The 15,671-nt window shown below is 68.4% G+C and carries 15 protein-coding genes and 1 pseudogene; 6 read left to right on the top strand and 10 right to left on the bottom strand.

Going from position 1 to position 15,671, the window contains the following annotated elements:
* The first annotated feature begins 190 nt into the window (after nt 1–190).
* The 5 genes from H9L22_RS06580 to H9L22_RS06560 all read left to right on the top strand — a co-directional run bounded on the left by H9L22_RS06580 (nt 191) and on the right by H9L22_RS06560 (nt 7,613).
* Nucleotides 191–985 (top strand): extracellular solute-binding protein, encoded by a 795-nt coding sequence (locus H9L22_RS06580; RefSeq protein ID WP_187722596.1) that lies wholly within the window; start codon nt 191–193, stop codon nt 983–985.
* Nucleotides 985–1,731 carry a carbohydrate ABC transporter permease gene (locus H9L22_RS06575; protein WP_187722082.1) on the top strand — a complete coding sequence of 249 codons (747 nt, stop codon included), beginning with the start codon at nt 985–987 and terminating at the stop codon, nt 1,729–1,731. Before H9L22_RS06580 ends, H9L22_RS06575 begins: the two co-directional genes overlap by 1 nt.
* 575 nt (nt 1,732–2,306) lie before the next feature.
* Nucleotides 2,307–4,049, top strand: a complete 1,743-nt coding sequence (gene leuA / locus H9L22_RS06570) for a 2-isopropylmalate synthase (RefSeq protein WP_187722081.1) — start codon at nt 2,307–2,309, stop codon at nt 4,047–4,049.
* 136 nt (nt 4,050–4,185) lie between these two features.
* Nucleotides 4,186–5,013: a metallophosphoesterase gene (locus H9L22_RS06565; RefSeq protein WP_187722080.1), complete on the top strand. Its 828-nt coding sequence runs from the start codon at nt 4,186–4,188 to the stop codon at nt 5,011–5,013.
* A gap of 50 nt (nt 5,014–5,063) precedes the next feature.
* Nucleotides 5,064–7,613, top strand: a complete 2,550-nt coding sequence (locus H9L22_RS06560) for a DEAD/DEAH box helicase (protein WP_187722079.1) — start codon at nt 5,064–5,066, stop codon at nt 7,611–7,613.
* A gap of 11 nt (nt 7,614–7,624) precedes the next feature.
* On the opposite strand, the pseudogene H9L22_RS06555 reads toward H9L22_RS06560, so the two are convergent.
* A pseudogene (locus H9L22_RS06555) lies at nt 7,625–8,292 on the bottom strand (isoprenyl transferase).
* A gap of 126 nt (nt 8,293–8,418) precedes the next feature.
* Between H9L22_RS06555 and recO the strand changes: the two are divergent.
* Entirely contained in the window at nt 8,419–9,141 is a 723-nt protein-coding gene (gene recO / locus H9L22_RS06550; protein WP_187722078.1) for a DNA repair protein RecO, read from the top strand.
* Nucleotides 9,142–9,148: 7 nt separating this feature from the next.
* Here the strand turns inward: recO and H9L22_RS06545 are convergent, their stop codons facing one another.
* From H9L22_RS06545 to H9L22_RS06510, 9 genes are all read right to left on the bottom strand, one after another.
* Nucleotides 9,149–9,559, bottom strand: a complete 411-nt coding sequence (locus H9L22_RS06545; RefSeq protein WP_187722077.1) for a Fur family transcriptional regulator — start codon at nt 9,557–9,559, stop codon at nt 9,149–9,151.
* Nucleotides 9,546–10,532, bottom strand: coding sequence for a metal ABC transporter permease (locus H9L22_RS06540; protein WP_320060600.1), 987 nt, complete (start codon nt 10,530–10,532; stop codon nt 9,546–9,548). The genes H9L22_RS06545 and H9L22_RS06540 overlap by 14 nt, the downstream gene beginning before the upstream one ends.
* The gene (locus H9L22_RS06535) at nt 10,529–10,987 is read right to left on the bottom strand and encodes an ATP-binding cassette domain-containing protein (protein ID WP_187722076.1); all 459 of its coding nucleotides are present in this window, start codon (nt 10,985–10,987) and stop codon (nt 10,529–10,531) included. The genes H9L22_RS06540 and H9L22_RS06535 overlap by 4 nt, the downstream gene beginning before the upstream one ends.
* A complete protein-coding gene (locus tag H9L22_RS19645) occupies nt 10,942–11,280 on the bottom strand; it encodes an ATP-binding cassette domain-containing protein (RefSeq protein WP_187722075.1) in 339 nt (112 codons plus the stop codon). The genes H9L22_RS06535 and H9L22_RS19645 overlap by 46 nt, the downstream gene beginning before the upstream one ends.
* Entirely contained in the window at nt 11,267–12,232 is a 966-nt protein-coding gene (locus H9L22_RS06525; protein ID WP_226966173.1) for a metal ABC transporter substrate-binding protein, read from the bottom strand. The genes H9L22_RS19645 and H9L22_RS06525 overlap by 14 nt, the downstream gene beginning before the upstream one ends.
* Nucleotides 12,233–12,309: 77 nt before the next feature.
* Nucleotides 12,310–13,158, bottom strand: coding sequence for a carbohydrate ABC transporter permease (locus H9L22_RS06520; protein WP_187722073.1), 849 nt, complete (start codon nt 13,156–13,158; stop codon nt 12,310–12,312).
* Nucleotides 13,155–13,907 carry a carbohydrate ABC transporter permease gene (locus tag H9L22_RS18690; protein ID WP_226966172.1) on the bottom strand — a complete coding sequence of 251 codons (753 nt, stop codon included), beginning with the start codon at nt 13,905–13,907 and terminating at the stop codon, nt 13,155–13,157. Before H9L22_RS18690 ends, H9L22_RS06520 begins: the two co-directional genes overlap by 4 nt.
* Nucleotides 13,904–14,320: a hypothetical protein gene (locus H9L22_RS18685; RefSeq protein WP_226966171.1), complete on the bottom strand. Its 417-nt coding sequence runs from the start codon at nt 14,318–14,320 to the stop codon at nt 13,904–13,906. The genes H9L22_RS18690 and H9L22_RS18685 overlap by 4 nt, the downstream gene beginning before the upstream one ends.
* Complete coding sequence (locus H9L22_RS06510; protein ID WP_226966170.1) at nt 14,320–15,615, bottom strand: ABC transporter substrate-binding protein; 1,296 nt, start codon at nt 15,613–15,615, stop codon at nt 14,320–14,322. Before H9L22_RS06510 ends, H9L22_RS18685 begins: the two co-directional genes overlap by 1 nt.
* Between the last annotated feature and the right edge of the window lie 56 nt (nt 15,616–15,671).

Below are 15,671 nucleotides of genomic sequence, written 5' to 3'. Positions count from 1 at the left end.
CACGACCAACGTCAACCACTCAGGTGGCGTAGTGACCCGATGAAGGGAGTCACACGTGAACGCACGTGTCCTCAAGCTTGGTATGGCCGCCCTATCCGGCGCTCGTGCTGTCGGCCTGCGGCGGCGGTGGCGGTAACGGCGACGGCGGAACGCCCGCCACGTCCGAGGACCCGCGGCGCTCGAGACGACGATCAGCATCCTCGCGCCGTCGTACGCCGACTCGTCGAAGGGTGACTGGGACAAGATCATCGCGGAGTTCAACAAGACCTACCCCAAGGTCGAGGTGAAGCTGCAGATCGAGGGCTGGGAGGGCTTCTCCGACAAGGTCGCCGCCCGCATCCAGGCCAATGACTACCCGGACATCCTGAACGACAACGCCTTCGCAGCGTCCGCCGAGGCGGGCATCCTGTATCCGATCGACGAGGTTGTCAGCGCCGAGACGCTGGCCGCCATCGAGCCGTCCCTGCTGGCCAACGGCCAGAGCGCCGACGGCAAGCAGTGGGCCGCGCCCGACATCGCCAGCGCCCGCATGATGGCCTACAACGTCGACCTGTTCGACAAGGCCGGCATCGCCGCCGCTCCGAAGTCGTGGGCCGAGCTGGAGGAGGCCTCCGCGAAGCTGGCCGCTCTCGGCGGCGACGTCAAGGCCTACGGCATGCCGCTCGGCAACGAGGAGGCCCAGGTCGAGTCGTCCCTGTGGCTCTGGGGAGCCGGCGGCTCCTGGATCGTCGACGGTGAACTCAAGGCCGACACCCCCGAGGCCGTCGAGGGCTTCACCCAGATGAAGAAGATGTTCGAGGCGGGCTACACGCAGCCGAACCTCGAGGACAACCGGCAGGACGTCGCGACCCTCTTCCAGGCCGGCCTGCTCGGCATGCTCGTTGCGCACTCGCCGATCGTCACGGACGCCGAGGCCAAGGGCGTCAAGGTCGCCCTGGCGGGTCGCTGGCCATCGTCGCCTTCTTCGGGTTCCCGTACGCGCTGATGCTCATCACGTCGCTGAAGACGCGGCTGGAGGTGACCGACATTCCGCCGGCCTACTTCCCGGCGTCGCCCCAGTTCAGCAACTACCTGACGGTCTGGTCCAGCGAGGTGAACCCGGCTGCGTCGCTGCTGGCCACGACGGTGATCTCCCTCGGCGCGACGCTGCTGGTGCTCGTCGTCGCGACGCCCGCCGCCTACTACGTCGCGCGCTTCCGGTTTCCGGGGCGCCTCGTCTTCCTTCTGCTGGTGCTGTGCACGCAGATGCTGCAGCCGACGGTGCTCGCCGTGGGCTTGTTCCAGGAGTTCCGCGGCTGGTCGGGCTACGCGGTATGGAGGGCGCTGATCCTCATCAACGCGGCCTTCAACCTGAGCTTCGCCATCTGGATCATGCAGGCGTTCTTCGCCGGGGTGCCGAAGGAGATCGACGAGGCCGCCCTCATCGACGGCCTCGGCCGCCTGCAGACGATGTTCCGCATCTCGCTGCCGCTGGTGTGGCCGGGCATCGTGACGGCGATCGTCTTCGTCTTCGTGAACTCGTGGAACGAGTACGCGGCGGCGCTGATCCTCGTCAACGCGCCGGACCTGCAGCCGCTGACGGTATCGATGCCGCGCTTCCTGGGCCTCTATATCCAGGACTGGCAGTACCTGTTCACGGTGGCGCTGATCGCGATCGTGCCGGTGATCATCCTGTTCGCTCTGATCGAGAAGCGCCTGATCGGAGGTCTGACGGCGGGTGCGGTGAAGTAGGGGCTGGCTGTTCAGTCGCCTGGCTCGTCGTCCATCGGCCACGGTCGTCGGGCATCGGTCACGGTCGTCGGACGTCCGTCTGGCTCGTCGTCCATCCGTCTGCTGCGCCGAGCACGAATCTGGCTCCAGCGTGCATTCTGCTGGCTCAGGCCGCGGCTGTGGCGATATGCACGTAGCGGCGGCTCAGCGGAGATTCGTGCTCAGGGACGGTGCCTCGGGAGCCTTGTGCGTCTGTCAGGCTCGTCGGGCGTCCGTCATGCTCGTCGTCCATCGGTCTGTTGCCCCGAGCACGAATCTGGCTCCAGCGTGCATTCTGCTGGCTCTGGCCGCCGCTGTGGCGATATGCACGTAGCGGCGGCTCAGTGGAGATTCGTGCACGCCCTCCCACAGCGACCTGTCCACATTCCGGGGCGACTTCCCCTGTCCGCGACCCTCCCGGTGCTAGGGTGACGCTCGTGGCACGGCACTTCCTGCTTCTTGGTTGCCGCAGCGAGGCCCAGTCAAACTGAGCCAGAATCCCTCGCTGCGGTGTGTTTGCGTGTCTGGCGCCACCAACAGCCCCGGAAGAGATTCTCATGACTCAGTTCACCACCCGCCCGCAGCCCGTGCCCACGCAGCAGCCCACGCCGATGCCGGTGCACCGCTACACGCCCTTCATCCCGATCGACGTCCCCGACCGCACCTGGCCCACCAAGCGCATCGAGAAGGCCCCCCGCTGGCTGTCGACCGACCTGCGTGACGGCAACCAGGCCCTGATCGACCCGATGACCCCCAGCCGCAAGATGCGGATGTTCGAACTGCTCGTCGGCATGGGGTACAAGGAGATCGAGGTCGGCTTCCCGTCCGCCTCCGGCACTGACTTCGACTTCGTCCGGCAGCTGATCGAGGGCGACAAGATCCCCGACGACGTCACCATCTCCGTGCTGACTCAGGCCCGCGAGGACCTGATCGCCCGGACGGCGGAGTCGCTGGTCGGCGCCCACCGCGCCACCATCCACATGTACAACGCCACCGCCGAACTGTTCCGCAAGGTGGTCTTCCGGATCAGCCCGGAGGAGTGCATCCAGCTGGCCACCCGCGGCACCGAAACCGTCATGAAGTACGCCGACAAGTACCTGCCCGACGTCGAGTTCGGCTACGAGTACTCGCCCGAGATCTTCACCCAGACGCCGACGGAGTTCGCCGTCGAGGTCTGCAACGCGGTCTCCGACGTCTGGCAGCCGGGCGAGGGACGCGAGATCATCTTCAACCTGCCGGCCACCGTGGAGCGTTCGACGCCCAACACGTACGCCGACCAGATCGAGTACTTCTCCCGCCACGTCAAGAACCGCGCGCACGTCGCCATCTCCCTGCACCCGCACAACGACCGCGGCACCGCCGTCGCGGCCGCCGAGCTGGGCCAGATGGCAGGCGCCGACCGCGTCGAGGGCTGCCTGTTCGGTCACGGCGAGCGCACCGGCAACGTCGACCTGGTCACCCTGGCCCTGAACCTCTACACGCAGGGCATCGACCCCCAGATCGACCTGTCGGACATCGACAACGTGCGCCGCACCGTCGAATACTGCACCGGCCTGCCCGTGCACCCGCGCCACCCGTACGCCGGCGACCTCGTCTACACCGCCTTCTCCGGCTCCCACCAGGACGCCATCAAGAAGGGCCTGGAGCACCTGGAGAAGGTGGCCGCCGAGGCGGGCAGCACCATCGACGAGATGCCGTGGGAGGCGCCGTACCTGCCCATCGACCCGCACGACGTCGGCCGCAGCTACGAGGCGGTCATCCGCGTGAACTCGCAGTCGGGCAAGGGTGGCATGGCCTACCTGATGAAGAACGAGTTCAAGATGGACCTGCCGCGACGGCTGCAGATCGAGTTCAGCCGCGTCGTTCAGCAGCACACCGACACCGAGGGCGGAGAGGTCACCTCGGCGCAGATCTTCGAGATCTTCCGCGAGGAGTACCTGGAGGGTGTCGACTGGCAGCTGATCGGGGCCGGGTCGACGTCCCAGAACGGCCAGTTCCACGTGAACGCCACCATCGACGGCCCCACCCGCAAGGGCATCGCCGTCGAGGGCGAGGGCAACGGTCCCGTGTCCGCGTTCGTCGATGCGCTGGCCCAGGAGGGCGCCCAGGTGCGGGTGCTGGACTACGCCGAGCACGCCCTGCAATCGGGCGACGACGCGTCGGCCGCGGCCTACGTCGAGTGTGAGATCGGCGAGGGCCCCGACTCGCAGGTGCTGTGGGGCGTCGGGGTCGACCCGAGCATCACGAGCGCCTCGATGAAGGCGATCCTGAGTGCTCTGAACCGCGCCGCCACGGCGTGAGTGGGACGGCGGCGCGGAAGTCCACCACCGGGAGGGTTTCCGCCAAGCCGACGGCGAAGGGTGTGTCGGCGCGCACGCCCGCCAGCCCTACCCCGCTCGCCGCACCACCCGGGCCGCCCAGGCGAAGGCCCGGGCGGTGCGGCGTCGGCGCATCCGGGTGGCGGCCTCCCTCGGGATCCTCCTGGCGTTGGGGCTCGCAGTCCTGGCCCGGGGCACCTGGGAGGTGCGCACCACCCGCCTGAATGAGACCCATTTCGTCACCGATGAGCTCACCGCCGAACTCCGCGTCGTCCAGGTCACGGACTTCCACAACATCCCCCGCACCACGCAGGTGCGCGACATTGTCGAGCTGGTGCGGGCCGCCGAGCCGGACCTGATCGCCATCACCGGCGACCTGGTCAACACCCACAACCGGACCCTCGACCCTGCCAGACGGCTGCTGGCGGGACTCGCAGGCATCGACGCGCCCCGTTATTTCGTCGACGGCAACCACGACCACTGGTCGGCCGACCACGCCGAGGTCCACCGACTGCTCGAGGCGCATGGCGTGACCATCCTCGACGACGAGCACACCGTCATCACCGGAGGATTCGGCCCGGTCTCGTTGATCGGCGTCGACGACTACTTCACCGGCAACGGCGACCTCGCCGCCGCTGTCGACGGCCTGCCCGACGACGGGTTCCGGCTGGTCCTGACGCACTCGCCGGAGATCCTGCCCGAGCTGGACGCCCACGGCGTCGACTACGCGATGTGCGGCCACACCCACGGCGGCCAGATCCGGCTGCCGCTCGTCGGGGCGATCTACCAGCCCGGCGGGCAGCTCTTCCCGCGCATCAGCAAGGGCGCCTACACCGACGGCGACGCCACCCTCTACATCGACTCCGGGCTGGGCACCACCGGGCCGGAGTTCCGGCTGTTCAATCAGTCCCAGGTGACGCTGCACCGCATCGGCCCACAGGGCTGAGCACCCGCCGTCGACGCGGGCGGTCGCGCCCGAGACGATAGGGTGACGGCATGGTCAAGCTCACCGATCGCGTGTCCGGTGATGCGGACACCCTCTACGAACACTTCTCTGCCTGGGCCGTCGAGCAGGGCATCTCGCTGTACCCGCACCAGGACGAGGCCGCGATCGAGCTGTTCTCCGGCAACAACCTGATCCTCGCGACGCCGACCGGGTCGGGCAAGTCCCTGGTCGCGCTGGCCGCACACTTCGCTGCCCTCGTCACCGACCGTGTCAGCTTCTACACCGCGCCCATCAAGGCGCTCGTCAGCGAGAAGTTCTTCGCCCTGTGCCAGGTGTTCGGCGCCGAGAACGTCGGCATGGTGACCGGCGACGCCTCCGTGAACGCCGACGCCCCCATCATCTGCTGCACGGCCGAGGTGCTGGCCAACATCGCACTGCGCGAGGGGAGCGGCGCCGACGTCGGCATGGTGATCGCCGACGAGTTCCACTTCTACTCCGAGCCCGACCGCGGCTGGGCCTGGCAGGTTCCGCTGCTCGAACTGCCGCAGGCGCAGTTCCTCCTGATGAGCGCCACCCTCGGCGACGTGTCCGCCATGGCCGACCAGCTGAGCCTCCGCACCGGCCGGTCCACCAGCCTCGTCGACGACGCCGAACGGCCCGTCCCGCTCGTGTTCGAGTGGTCGATGACCCCGATGCAGGAGAAGGTCGTCGACCTGGTCCAGGAGATGAAGGCGCCCGTCTACATCGTCCACTTCACGCAGGCCGACGCGCTGGAGCGGGCCCAGAGCCTGCTCAGCGTGCATCTCATCACCCGCCACGACGCGGACCGGATCGCCGAGGAGATCGGCGCCTTCCGGTTCGGCCCCGGATTCGGGAAGATCCTGTCCGGACTGGTGCGCCGCGGCATCGGCGTGCACCACGCCGGCATGCTCCCGAAGTACCGGCGGCTCGTCGAACAGCTGGCCCAGACCGGCCTGCTCAAGGTCATCTGCGGCACCGACACCCTGGGCGTCGGGATCAACGTGCCCATCCGCACCGTGCTGTTCACAGGGCTGACGAAGTTCGACGGCAGCCGCGTGCGTCGGCTGCGCTCCCGCGAGTTCCACCAGATCGCAGGCCGGGCCGGGCGGGCCGGGTTCGACACGGTCGGCTTCGTCGCCGTCCAGGCACCCGAGCACGTGATCGAGAACGAGCGGGCGCTCGCCAAGGCCGGCGACGACCCCAAGAAGCGGCGCAAGGTGGTCCGGAGGCAGCCGCCGGACGGATTCGTGGGCTGGAACGAGGACACCTACGAGAAGATCATCGTCGCGCAGCCGGAGAACCTGACCAGCCGCATGCAGGTCACCCACGGCATGATCCTGAACATCGCGCAGCGCCCCGGCAACAGCTACGAGGCGATGCGCGACCTTCTCGACACCTCCCACGAGTCCCCGGACAGGCGCCGCGCACTGAAGCGACGCGCGCTGGCCCTGACCCGCGGCCTCCTCGGCTCCGGCGTGCTGGTGAAGCTGGAGGAGCCCGATCGCCACGGCGGCTGGTGCGTCATGGCCGAGTCGGTGGGGGAGGACTTCGCCCTCAACCAGCCGCTCGCGCCGTTCGCCGTCGCCTCGCTCGAACTGCTCGACCGGGAGTCGCCGACCTACCACCTGGACGTCGTCTCCGTCCTGGAGGCCGTCCTCGAGGACCCGTTCCAGGTGCTGCTGGCCCAGCAGTTCGCCGCCCGCGGCGAGGCCGTGGCGCAGATGAAGGCCGACGGCGTCGAGTACGAGGAGCGGATGGAACTCCTCGAACAGGTCACCTGGCCCAAGCCCCTCGAGGAACTCCTCGAGCATGCCATCGGCATCTACTCGCAGTCCCACCCGTGGGTCGACGCGTCGGCCCTGTCGCCCAAGACGGTGGTCCGTGACATGTGGGAGCGGGCCATGAACTTCACCCAGTTCGTGTCCTTCTACAAGCTGCAGCGCAGCGAGGGGACCGTGCTGCGCTACCTGTCCGACGCCTACCGGGCCCTGCGCCACACCGTCCCCGACGAGTTCCGCGACGAGTCCTTCGACGACCTCGTCGAGTGGCTGGGGGAGACTGTCCGGCAGACCGACTCGTCCCTGCTGGACGAATGGGAGGCGCTCACGGACCCCGACAAGGTCGCCGCCGCCGCGGAGCTGGCCGCCCAGGGCGCCCCGCCGCCCCCGCCGCGCCCGGTCACCGGCAACGAGCGCGCCTTCCTCGCGATGATCCGCACCGCCATGTTCCGGCGCGTCGAGCTCGCCGCATTCGACCGGTGGGAGGAGCTGGGACGCATGGAGGCGGCCGCCGCCGGGCTCGCGGAGCCTGCGCTCGAGGTCGTCATGGACGCCGCAGCCTGGGACGACGCCCTGGCCGGGTACTGGGACGAGCACGACGACATCGGCACCGGTGGCGCCGCGCGGGGACCGCACCTGTTCGAGATCGACAGGGGCAAGGAGCACTGGCGGGTCACGCAGATCATCGACGACCCGGCAGGCAACCACGACTGGCGGATCACCGCCGACGTCGACCTGCCGGCCAGCGACGCGGCAGGCGCCGCCGTCGTCCGGGCAACGGCCTTCTCCCGCCTCGACTGACGGCTCGGGCGTCAGGCGGACCCGAAGCGACGCTCCCGCGTCACGTACTGCTCGACGGCGCCCCACAGGTCGCGGCGGTCGAAGTCGGGCCACAGCCGGTCGAGGAAGATGAACTCCGCGTAGGCGGACTGCCACAGCAGGAAGTTCGACGTGCGCTGCTCGCCTGACGAGCGCAGGAACAGGTCGACGTCGGGAATCTCGGGTTCGTCGAGGAACTTCGCGAACCGTTCCTCGGTCAGCCGGTCGGGGTCGAGCTTGCCGGCCGCCGCGAGGCGCGCGATCTCCCGGGCCGCGTCGACGATCTCGGCGCGGCCGCCGTAGTTGACGCAGAACTGCAGCGTCAGGGTGTCGTTGGCCCGGCTCATCTCCTCGGCCACCTCGAGTTCCCTGATCACCGAGCCCCACAGCCGCGGTCGGCGCCCGGCCCACCGGATCTGCACCCCGAGCTCGTTCAGCTCGTCGCGGCGGCGGTGGATGACGTCGCGGTTGAAGCCCATCAGCCAGCGGACCTCATCGGGGAGCGCTTCCAGTTCTCGGTGGAGAACGCGTAGGCCGACAGGTAGGGGATGCCGAGCTCGATCGCGCCGTGGATGACGTCCAGCAGGGACGCCTCACCCATCGCGTGGCCCTCGGTGCGCTTCAGGCCCCGCTGCTTCGCCCAGCGTCCGTTGCCGTCCATGACGATGGCCACATGCCGTGGCAGCGCCTTGGCCGGCAGGGCGGGCGGGGTGGCGCCGCTCGGGTGCGGCGTTGGCTGACGGCGAGGCTGAGGCACCCTCGCAGCCTAGCGGCCTAGACTCGAGCGGTGCCCACCTACCGCGACCATGCCGTGGTGTTGCGGACCCACCAACTCGGTGAGGCTGACCGCATCATCACGCTGCTGACGCGCAGCAAAGGCAAGATCAGGGCCGTCGCCAAGGGGGTGCGGCGCACCTCCAGCAAGTTCGGCGGCCGCCTCGAGCCCTTCCAGCACATCGACGTCCAGTTCGCCGAGGGGCGCGGCTCGCTCGAGGTCGTCACGCAGGCCGAGGCCCTCCACGTCAGCACGCTGGCCTCGGACTACGGCCGGTTCACGGCGGCGCAGGTGCTGGTCGAGACGGCCGACCGACTCGTCGCCGAGGAGGCGACGCCGGCGCTGCAGCAGTACCGGCTGCTGCTGGGGGCGATCCGGGCTCTGGAGACGGCGGTGCTGCCGGCCCCGCTCGTGGTCGACTCCTATCTGCTGCGGGCGCTGGCGATCGCCGGCTACGCCGTCTCCACCGCCGAGTGCGCGGGCTGCGGCGCGGCCGAGCCCCGCTGGTTCTCACCGCAGGGCGGCGGTGCGGTGTGCACCGGCTGCCGGACGTCCGGTTCCGTGCAGCTCGACGCCGACTGCGGCGGACACCTGGGGGCGTTGCTCGCGGGGGACTGGGACGCGGCCACGGCTGCGGACCTCGGCGTGGCCAGGCGGGTCGACGGGATGGTCGTCAACTACGCGACCTGGCACCTCGACAGGGCCCTGCGGTCGCTGCCGTACTTCGAGCGTTGAGCCGGGCTCAGTCCTCTGCCCCAGCCGCCACGCAGTCGCGGCACAGGCCGAAGAGTTCCAGCTCGTGGCCGGTGTCGGTGAACCCGTGGGCGGCGGCGACCTTCGCGGCCCAGGCCTCCACCTCGTGCGCCTCGATCTCGATGGAGAACCCGCAGGACCGGCACACCAGGTGATGGTGGTGGCCCGACGAACAGCGCCGGTACGCCGCCTCGCCGTCCGGGGTGCGCAGCACGTCGACCTCGTCGGCCTCGGCCATCGCCTGCAGCGCCCGGTAGACGGTGGCCAGGCCCACCTTCGCGCCGACCTCCCGTAGCTGGTCGTGGACCTGCTGAGCGGTGCGGAACTCCTCGCCGCCCTCCAGCAGGTCGCGGACCGCCGCCCGCTGCCACGTCTGCCGGGTGTTCCTAGTGTTCGTCATAGTGGTCTCCGTGCCAGGCGTGCCGGTGGCCGTCGTGGACGTAGTCCAGATGGTCGCCGTGCTGGATGGCCAGGTGTGATTCATGGCCATGGGATCCGGCCGGGCCACCCTCGGCCGGCTCATGCGTGTGGTCCCCGTGGTCCTCGACGAACGGGATGAACCGGTCCTCCCGTCTCAGCCGTCCACCGATCAGCCAGGACAGGCCCAGCAGGCCGATCGCCGTCACGACGATGGTGGCGCCGGTCGCGGTGTCGAGGTAGAACGAGCCCATCGTTCCGCCGAGGGCGGCCAGCATGCCGATCGCCATGGAGCCGAAGAAGGCGGGGAAGAACCCGACGAACGACTGCTGGGCGGTGGCGACGGGGATCACCATGAGAGCGCTGACGAGCAGCAGGCCGACCGTGCGCATCGACACGGTGATGGTCACCGCGGCGAGGACGACGACGAGCAGGTTGAGGACCTTGACGCGGATGCCCAGCACCTGCGAGTAGTCCTCGTCGACGGCGACCGAGAACAACCGTGGGGCCAGCCCGATCGTGCAGAGCAGCACGACGACGGCGAGCACGACGATCAGCCAGATGTCGGCCTGACTCACCGAGGTGAGGGAGCCGAACAGGTAACTCGACAGCCCGCCCGCGCCCTGGCCGGCCATGCCCGCCATCAGCACGCCGGAGGCCAGGCCGCCGTAGAACAGGATGGCCAGCCCGAGGTCACCGGAGGCCTTCCCGTGCTGTCGCAGGAGCTCGACGATCACGGCACCGGCGACGCACACGACGACGGCGACGGGCATGGGTGCCCAGCCGGTCAGCATCGCGAGCCCGACGCCCATGATCGCGACGTGGCCGAGGCCGTCGCCGAGCAGCGACATCTTGCGCTGGACGATGAAGGTGCCGATGGCAGGGGCCATCAGGCCGCTCAGGACCGCGGCGAGGATCGCGCGTTGCATGAACGGAAGGGCGAACAGGTCGATCATGCGATGCTCCCGGCGATCGGATCGGTCAGCCCGAGGACGTCGGGTGTGGTGGGCGGGTCGACGCAGGCGGCGCCTGCTGGGGCCTCGTGATCGACGATGCGGCCGTCGCACAGGGTGATCGACCGGGTCAGGATGTCGGCCATGGGGCCCCGCTCATGGAGGACCACCAGCAGCCCGAGCCCACTGTCCCGCAGCCGGCCGAGCAGGGCGGCCAGTCCGCCCTGGCTGTGCAGGTCGACGCCGGCCAGCGGTTCGTCCATCACCAGCAGCCGCGGCTCTGACGCGAGCGCGCGGGCGATCAGCACCCGCTGCTTCTGCCCGCCGGACAGCGCCCGGAAGGGCCAGTCGGCGCGGCCCACGAGGTCCACCTGTTCGAGGCTGCGGGTGACGATCTCCCGGTCGGCGCGCTTCAGCCACTGGAAGGGCGAGCGGTGGGCGAGTCGTCCGGTCGACACGATCTCGCGGACGGTGCCGTTCGCGACCGCCAGCGCGCTGTGCTGGGGACGTAGCCGATCTTCGACCAGTCCTTGAACCCGGGAACCTCCTGGCCGAAGAGGGAGATGGTTCCCTCCTGGTGGGGGAGGATGCCGAGCAGTGTCCGCACCAGGGTCGACTTGCCGGAGCCGTTGCCCCCGATGAGGGCGACGGCCTCACCTTCCGAGACCTGCAGCGACACGTCCCGCAGCACCGGCATCCCCCCGATGGAGACGTAGACGCCGTCGGCGGAGATCAGTTCAGGCGCAGTCATTGGCGCTCCTCAGGGCCTCGAGGTTGGCTCGCATGATGGCAGGGTAGTCCTGCCCCGGCGACTGCTCGGTGATGCCCTCCAACGGGTCGAGCACCGCAGTGTGCAGCCCGAGGTCGCCGGCGATGGCCTTGGCGACGGCGTCGGAGGTCAGGGTCTCGAAGAAGATCGTCGTGATCCCGTGGGCAGTGGCCTCGTCGTGGATCGCGGCGATCCGTGCCGGGGACGGCTCGTCGTCGGGGTTGAGGCCGGCGATGCCGATCTCGGTCAGGTCGTAGCGGTCCGCCAGGTAGCCGAATGAGGTGTGCGTGGTGATGAACTCGCGCCGCGCACACTGCTCCAGTCCGACGGCGAACTCCTCGTCGAGCGCGGTGAGGTCGCGGGCCGCGGCGAGGGCGGCCGCCGCGAAGGCGTCGGCGTTGGCCGGGTCGATCGCGGCGAGTTCGTCGGCAAGGGCCTCGACGACCTGGGACATCCGCTCCGGGTCCTGCCAGAAGTGGGGGTCGAACGCGCCGTGGTCGTGGCCGTCGTCGACACTGTGCTCCTCCTCGTCGTGTCCTGCCTCGTCGCCGTGGTCGTGGTGGGCGCCGTCGGCGGGCAGGAGGGAGACGAGCTCGCCCACGTCCAGCACCCGGTCGGCGCCGGACTGCTCGATGGCGTTGTCGACGGCGGGCTGGAATCCCTTCAGGTAGACGACGAGGTCGGCCTCGGCCAGGGAGGCGATCTGGCGGGGGGTGAGTTCGAGGTCGTGGGCCTCGGCGCCGGGGGCCGTGAGGGTGTCGACGGCGCCGAGGGTGCCGAGCGCCTGCGAGGAGGCCCACTCGAGCGGGTAGAACGCCGCGACGACCCGCGGGCCCGCCTCGCCGTGATCGCCACCCGGTGAGTCGGCTGGGGAGCCGGCGCACGCGGAGAGGGCGAGCACGGCGGTCAGGGACAGGGCCAGGCGCTTCGTCATGAGAATCATTATCAACTAGCGCCCGGCTGAGGTCAAACGGACCGGCTCCTTTTCCTGACGAGCGGTGTCTCGATGGGCTACCCCTTCACCGCTCCCGACGTCATGCCGCGGACGAAGAACCGCTGCATGCCGAAGAAGATCACCATCGGCACCAGCATCGAGACGAAGGCGCCCGCCGTCAGGAGTTCCCAGCCCTGACCCTGCGTGCCCATGATGCCCGCGAGCGACACGATCACCGTCGAGTTCTGCGGCTTCAGGAACATCATCGCGATCAGCAGGTCGTTCCATACCCACAGGAACTGCAGGATCGCGAACCCCGCGATGGCGGGCATCGACATCGGGAACACCAGCCTCCAGAACGTCTGGAAGTGCGACGCGCCGTCCACCTTCGCCGACTCGATGATCGATCGCGGCAGCGTCGTCATGTAGTTGCGGAGGGTGTAGATCGCGAGCGGCATGCCGAAGCCGGCGTGGAGCAGCCACACCGACACGTACTGGCCGGAGATGTTGATCCCGCGCGGGCCGAGCATGTCCAACATCGGCTGGAGTGCCACCTGGATGGGGATCACCATCACCGCGACGATCGTCACGAACAGGAAATCGCGTCCCCGGAAGTCGAGGAATGTGAACGCGTACGCCGCGAACGCCGCCAGTGTGATCGGGATGATCGTCGCCGGGATGGCGACGGCGAACGAGTTGATGAACGACGTCCCCATGTCGGTCTTCTGGAACACGCCCGCATAGTTCTCCGCAGTGAACGGCCCGAGGAGGCCCGTCCACCAGCCGCTGGAGTTGATGAGGTCGATGCTGCGGAACGACGTGATCAGCAGCCCGAAGGTCGGGATGAGCCACAGGATGCACAGCAGCGTCATGACGACGATGGAGACCCAACTGCGCTTCTGCTCGGTGTCGACTGCCTTGCTCATCGCTCGGCCTCCTCACGCTTGAAGTGGCGCACCTGGTAGATGAGCACCGGGATGACGGCGACGAGCAGGATGACGACGATCGCCGACGCCTTGCCCGCGTTGCGCTGCACGAACAACTCCTGGAAGAACATGTTCGCGATGACGTTGGTCTTGAAGTTGCCGTTGGTCATCACGTAGACGATGTCGAAGATCTTCATGACCATGATGAAGACGGTGACGAACACGGTGATGATGGTGCCCTTCATCTGGGGGACGACGACGAGGAAGAAGATCTTCAGCTCGGAGGCGCCGTCGATCCTCGCGGCCTCGAGGGTGTCCTCGGGGACGTTCTTGATCGCCGTCGAGAGCAGGACCATCGCGTAGCCGACCTGGAGCCAGACGACGATCACCATCAGCAGCATGGAGTTCAGCGCGAACCTGTCGATGGTGAGCCACGACTGCGGTTCGCCTCCCACCGCCGCGACGATCGCGTTCAGCAGGCCGATCTGGGTGTCTCCCGACTGGTAGTCGTAGATGAAACCCCAGATGGTCGAGGCACCGACGAACGAGATCGCCATCGGCATGAACATCATGGCCTTCGAGATGCTCTCGCCCTTGGGGGAGAGCCGGTCCGCCAGGACCGCCACCAGGAGGCCGATGATCACCGTGGACGCGGGCACGAGCAGCAACCACAGGAGGTTGTTGCCGATGGTGCGCGTGAACTCCTCGGAGGTGAGTACCTCCTGGAAGTTCTTGTAGAACGGCGTCACGTAGGCGGTGGAGTCGGCGTTGGCGAACGAGTAGTTGACCGTCTGGACCGCCGGGTAGAGCAGGAGCAGTCCGACGGTGAAGTAGCCGGGAGGATCCAGGCGTACGGCATCAGGAACTGCCCGAGTCGTCCAGGAAGCCCTTCGACGAAGACGTTCATGCAGAAGAAGAACAGCACCGCGCCGCCGATGCCGAGCACCATGGCCAGCAGGGCCTGGATCACCTTGTCCAGGACGGGGAGCCCCACAGAGAACCACTGCGGGTAGTAGGCCAGGGCCAGGAACCCGTTGCCGATGAACCAGCCGACCAGGATCATGGCCAGGGCGCCGATCAGGATCCGCTTCGGGTCGGCCGGCGACTGCGCCGCCTTGGTGGTGGTCGGGGGCCTGGAAGCCGTGACTGTTGCGGTGCTCATCACTGGGGCCACGACTTCTCGATGTCGTCTGCCACCTGTTGCGCGGTCTTCGCGCCGGAGGTGAAGTCGACCATGCCGCTCCAGAAGCTGCCGCCGCCCACGGCGTTGGGCATCAGGTCGGAGCCGTCGTAGCGGAACACGTCGGCGTTGGCGGCCATCTCGGCGATGCTGCGGGTCGTCTCGTCCGGGTAGTTGGCCGCGTCGAAGGTCTTGTGAGGCGACAGCCAGCCGCCCATCTGTGCCCACTCTCCGCCGAACTGGTCGCTCGTGAGGAACTTCATGACCTCGATCGCGTCAGGATCGTCGCCGTTGAACAGGGCCGCGATGTCGCCGCCGCCCAGGATCGGTTGGCCCGCGAATCCGCCCTCATACGGGGGGAAGACCGTCGTGCCGACTTCTGCGTCCAGGTTCGACTGGATGGTCGTGGGGAAGAAGCCGGAGATGAAGTTGCCCTGCCGCATCCAGTAGCACTTGGCCGGAGTCTCGAAGGCCGGGTTCATCGCGTCGCCGAAGGCCGTGGCGAGGATGCCCCTGGACCCGCCCCAGGAGGCGCCGTCGGTCAGGAGCAGCTTGTCCATCTCCTCGAAGGCGGCGACGATGCGCTCGTCGTTGAAGGGGATCTTGTGGCTGGTCCACTGGTCGTAGACGTCAGGGCCCCACATGCGCAGCACCAGTTCCTCGATCCAGTCGGTGCCCGGCCAGCCGGTGCCGGGTCCGGATTCGAAGCCGACGCACCAGGGGGCTGTGCCCTCGGTCGCGATCTCCGCCCCGATCTGCTGCATCTCCTGGACCGACGTGAACTCGGTCGGCTTTCCGGTCGCCTCGTAGGCGGCCGGGTACCAGACGATGGACTTGACGGCCATGCGCATCGGCGCGCCGTAGACGCGTCCGTTGACCCGGGCTGCGTCGAGGAAGCCGGGGATCAGCGTCGAGTTGATCTCGTCGTAGTCCAGATAGGTGTCGATCGCCTGGATCTGGTTCTCCTTGACGAGCTCGATGAGGCCGCCAGGCTGCGGGAACATCGCAATGTCGGGGGTGTCGCCTGAACGCACGCGGGCCTTGATGATCGTGGTGAAGTCGGTGGAGTTGTTGTACTCGACCTTGATGCCGGATTCGGCCTCGAACTTCTTGAGTGACTCGCGGAAGCCGACCGCCTCGTCGCCGCCGAAGGCGCCGAGGACGGTGACGACCTTGTCGCCGTCGGTGCTTCCCCCCTGGGCGACCCCCTCGCCGCCTCCGGCGCCGCCGGCGCGGGGATTCGGATCCTGCAGGCAGCCGGTGAGGGTCAGGCTCATTGCGACGGTGACAGCTGCAAGAAGCCCTACTCGTCCTTGTGAATGGCTCATCACAC

The sequence above is a fragment of the Tessaracoccus defluvii genome, assembly GCF_014489575.1.
GTDB classification, from domain to species: Bacteria; Actinomycetota; Actinomycetes; order Propionibacteriales; family Propionibacteriaceae; genus Arachnia; species Arachnia defluvii.
The sequence above is the reverse complement of the archived record's forward strand: the minus strand, read 5'-3'. Positions and strand labels throughout refer to the sequence as shown.

Coding starts and splice junctions, on each gene's coding strand:
- H9L22_RS06575 (WP_187722082.1), top strand. CDS start 985: ATGCTCATCACGTCGCTGAAGACGCGGCTGGAGGTGACCGACATTCCG.
- leuA (WP_187722081.1), top strand. CDS start 2,307: ATGACTCAGTTCACCACCCGCCCGCAGCCCGTGCCCACGCAGCAGCCC.
- H9L22_RS06560 (WP_187722079.1), top strand. CDS start 5,064: ATGGTCAAGCTCACCGATCGCGTGTCCGGTGATGCGGACACCCTCTAC.
- H9L22_RS06545 (WP_187722077.1), bottom strand. CDS start 9,559: ATGACGAACACTAGGAACACCCGGCAGACGTGGCAGCGGGCGGCGGTC.
- H9L22_RS06540 (WP_320060600.1), bottom strand. CDS start 10,532: ATGATCGACCTGTTCGCCCTTCCGTTCATGCAACGCGCGATCCTCGCC.
- H9L22_RS19645 (WP_187722075.1), bottom strand. CDS start 11,280: ATGACTGCGCCTGAACTGATCTCCGCCGACGGCGTCTACGTCTCCATC.
- H9L22_RS06525 (WP_226966173.1), bottom strand. CDS start 12,232: ATGACGAAGCGCCTGGCCCTGTCCCTGACCGCCGTGCTCGCCCTCTCC.
- H9L22_RS06520 (WP_187722073.1), bottom strand. CDS start 13,158: ATGAGCAAGGCAGTCGACACCGAGCAGAAGCGCAGTTGGGTCTCCATC.
- H9L22_RS18685 (WP_226966171.1), bottom strand. CDS start 14,320: ATGAGCACCGCAACAGTCACGGCTTCCAGGCCCCCGACCACCACCAAG.
- H9L22_RS06510 (WP_226966170.1), bottom strand. CDS start 15,615: ATGAGCCTGACCCTCACCGGCTGCCTGCAGGATCCGAATCCCCGCGCC.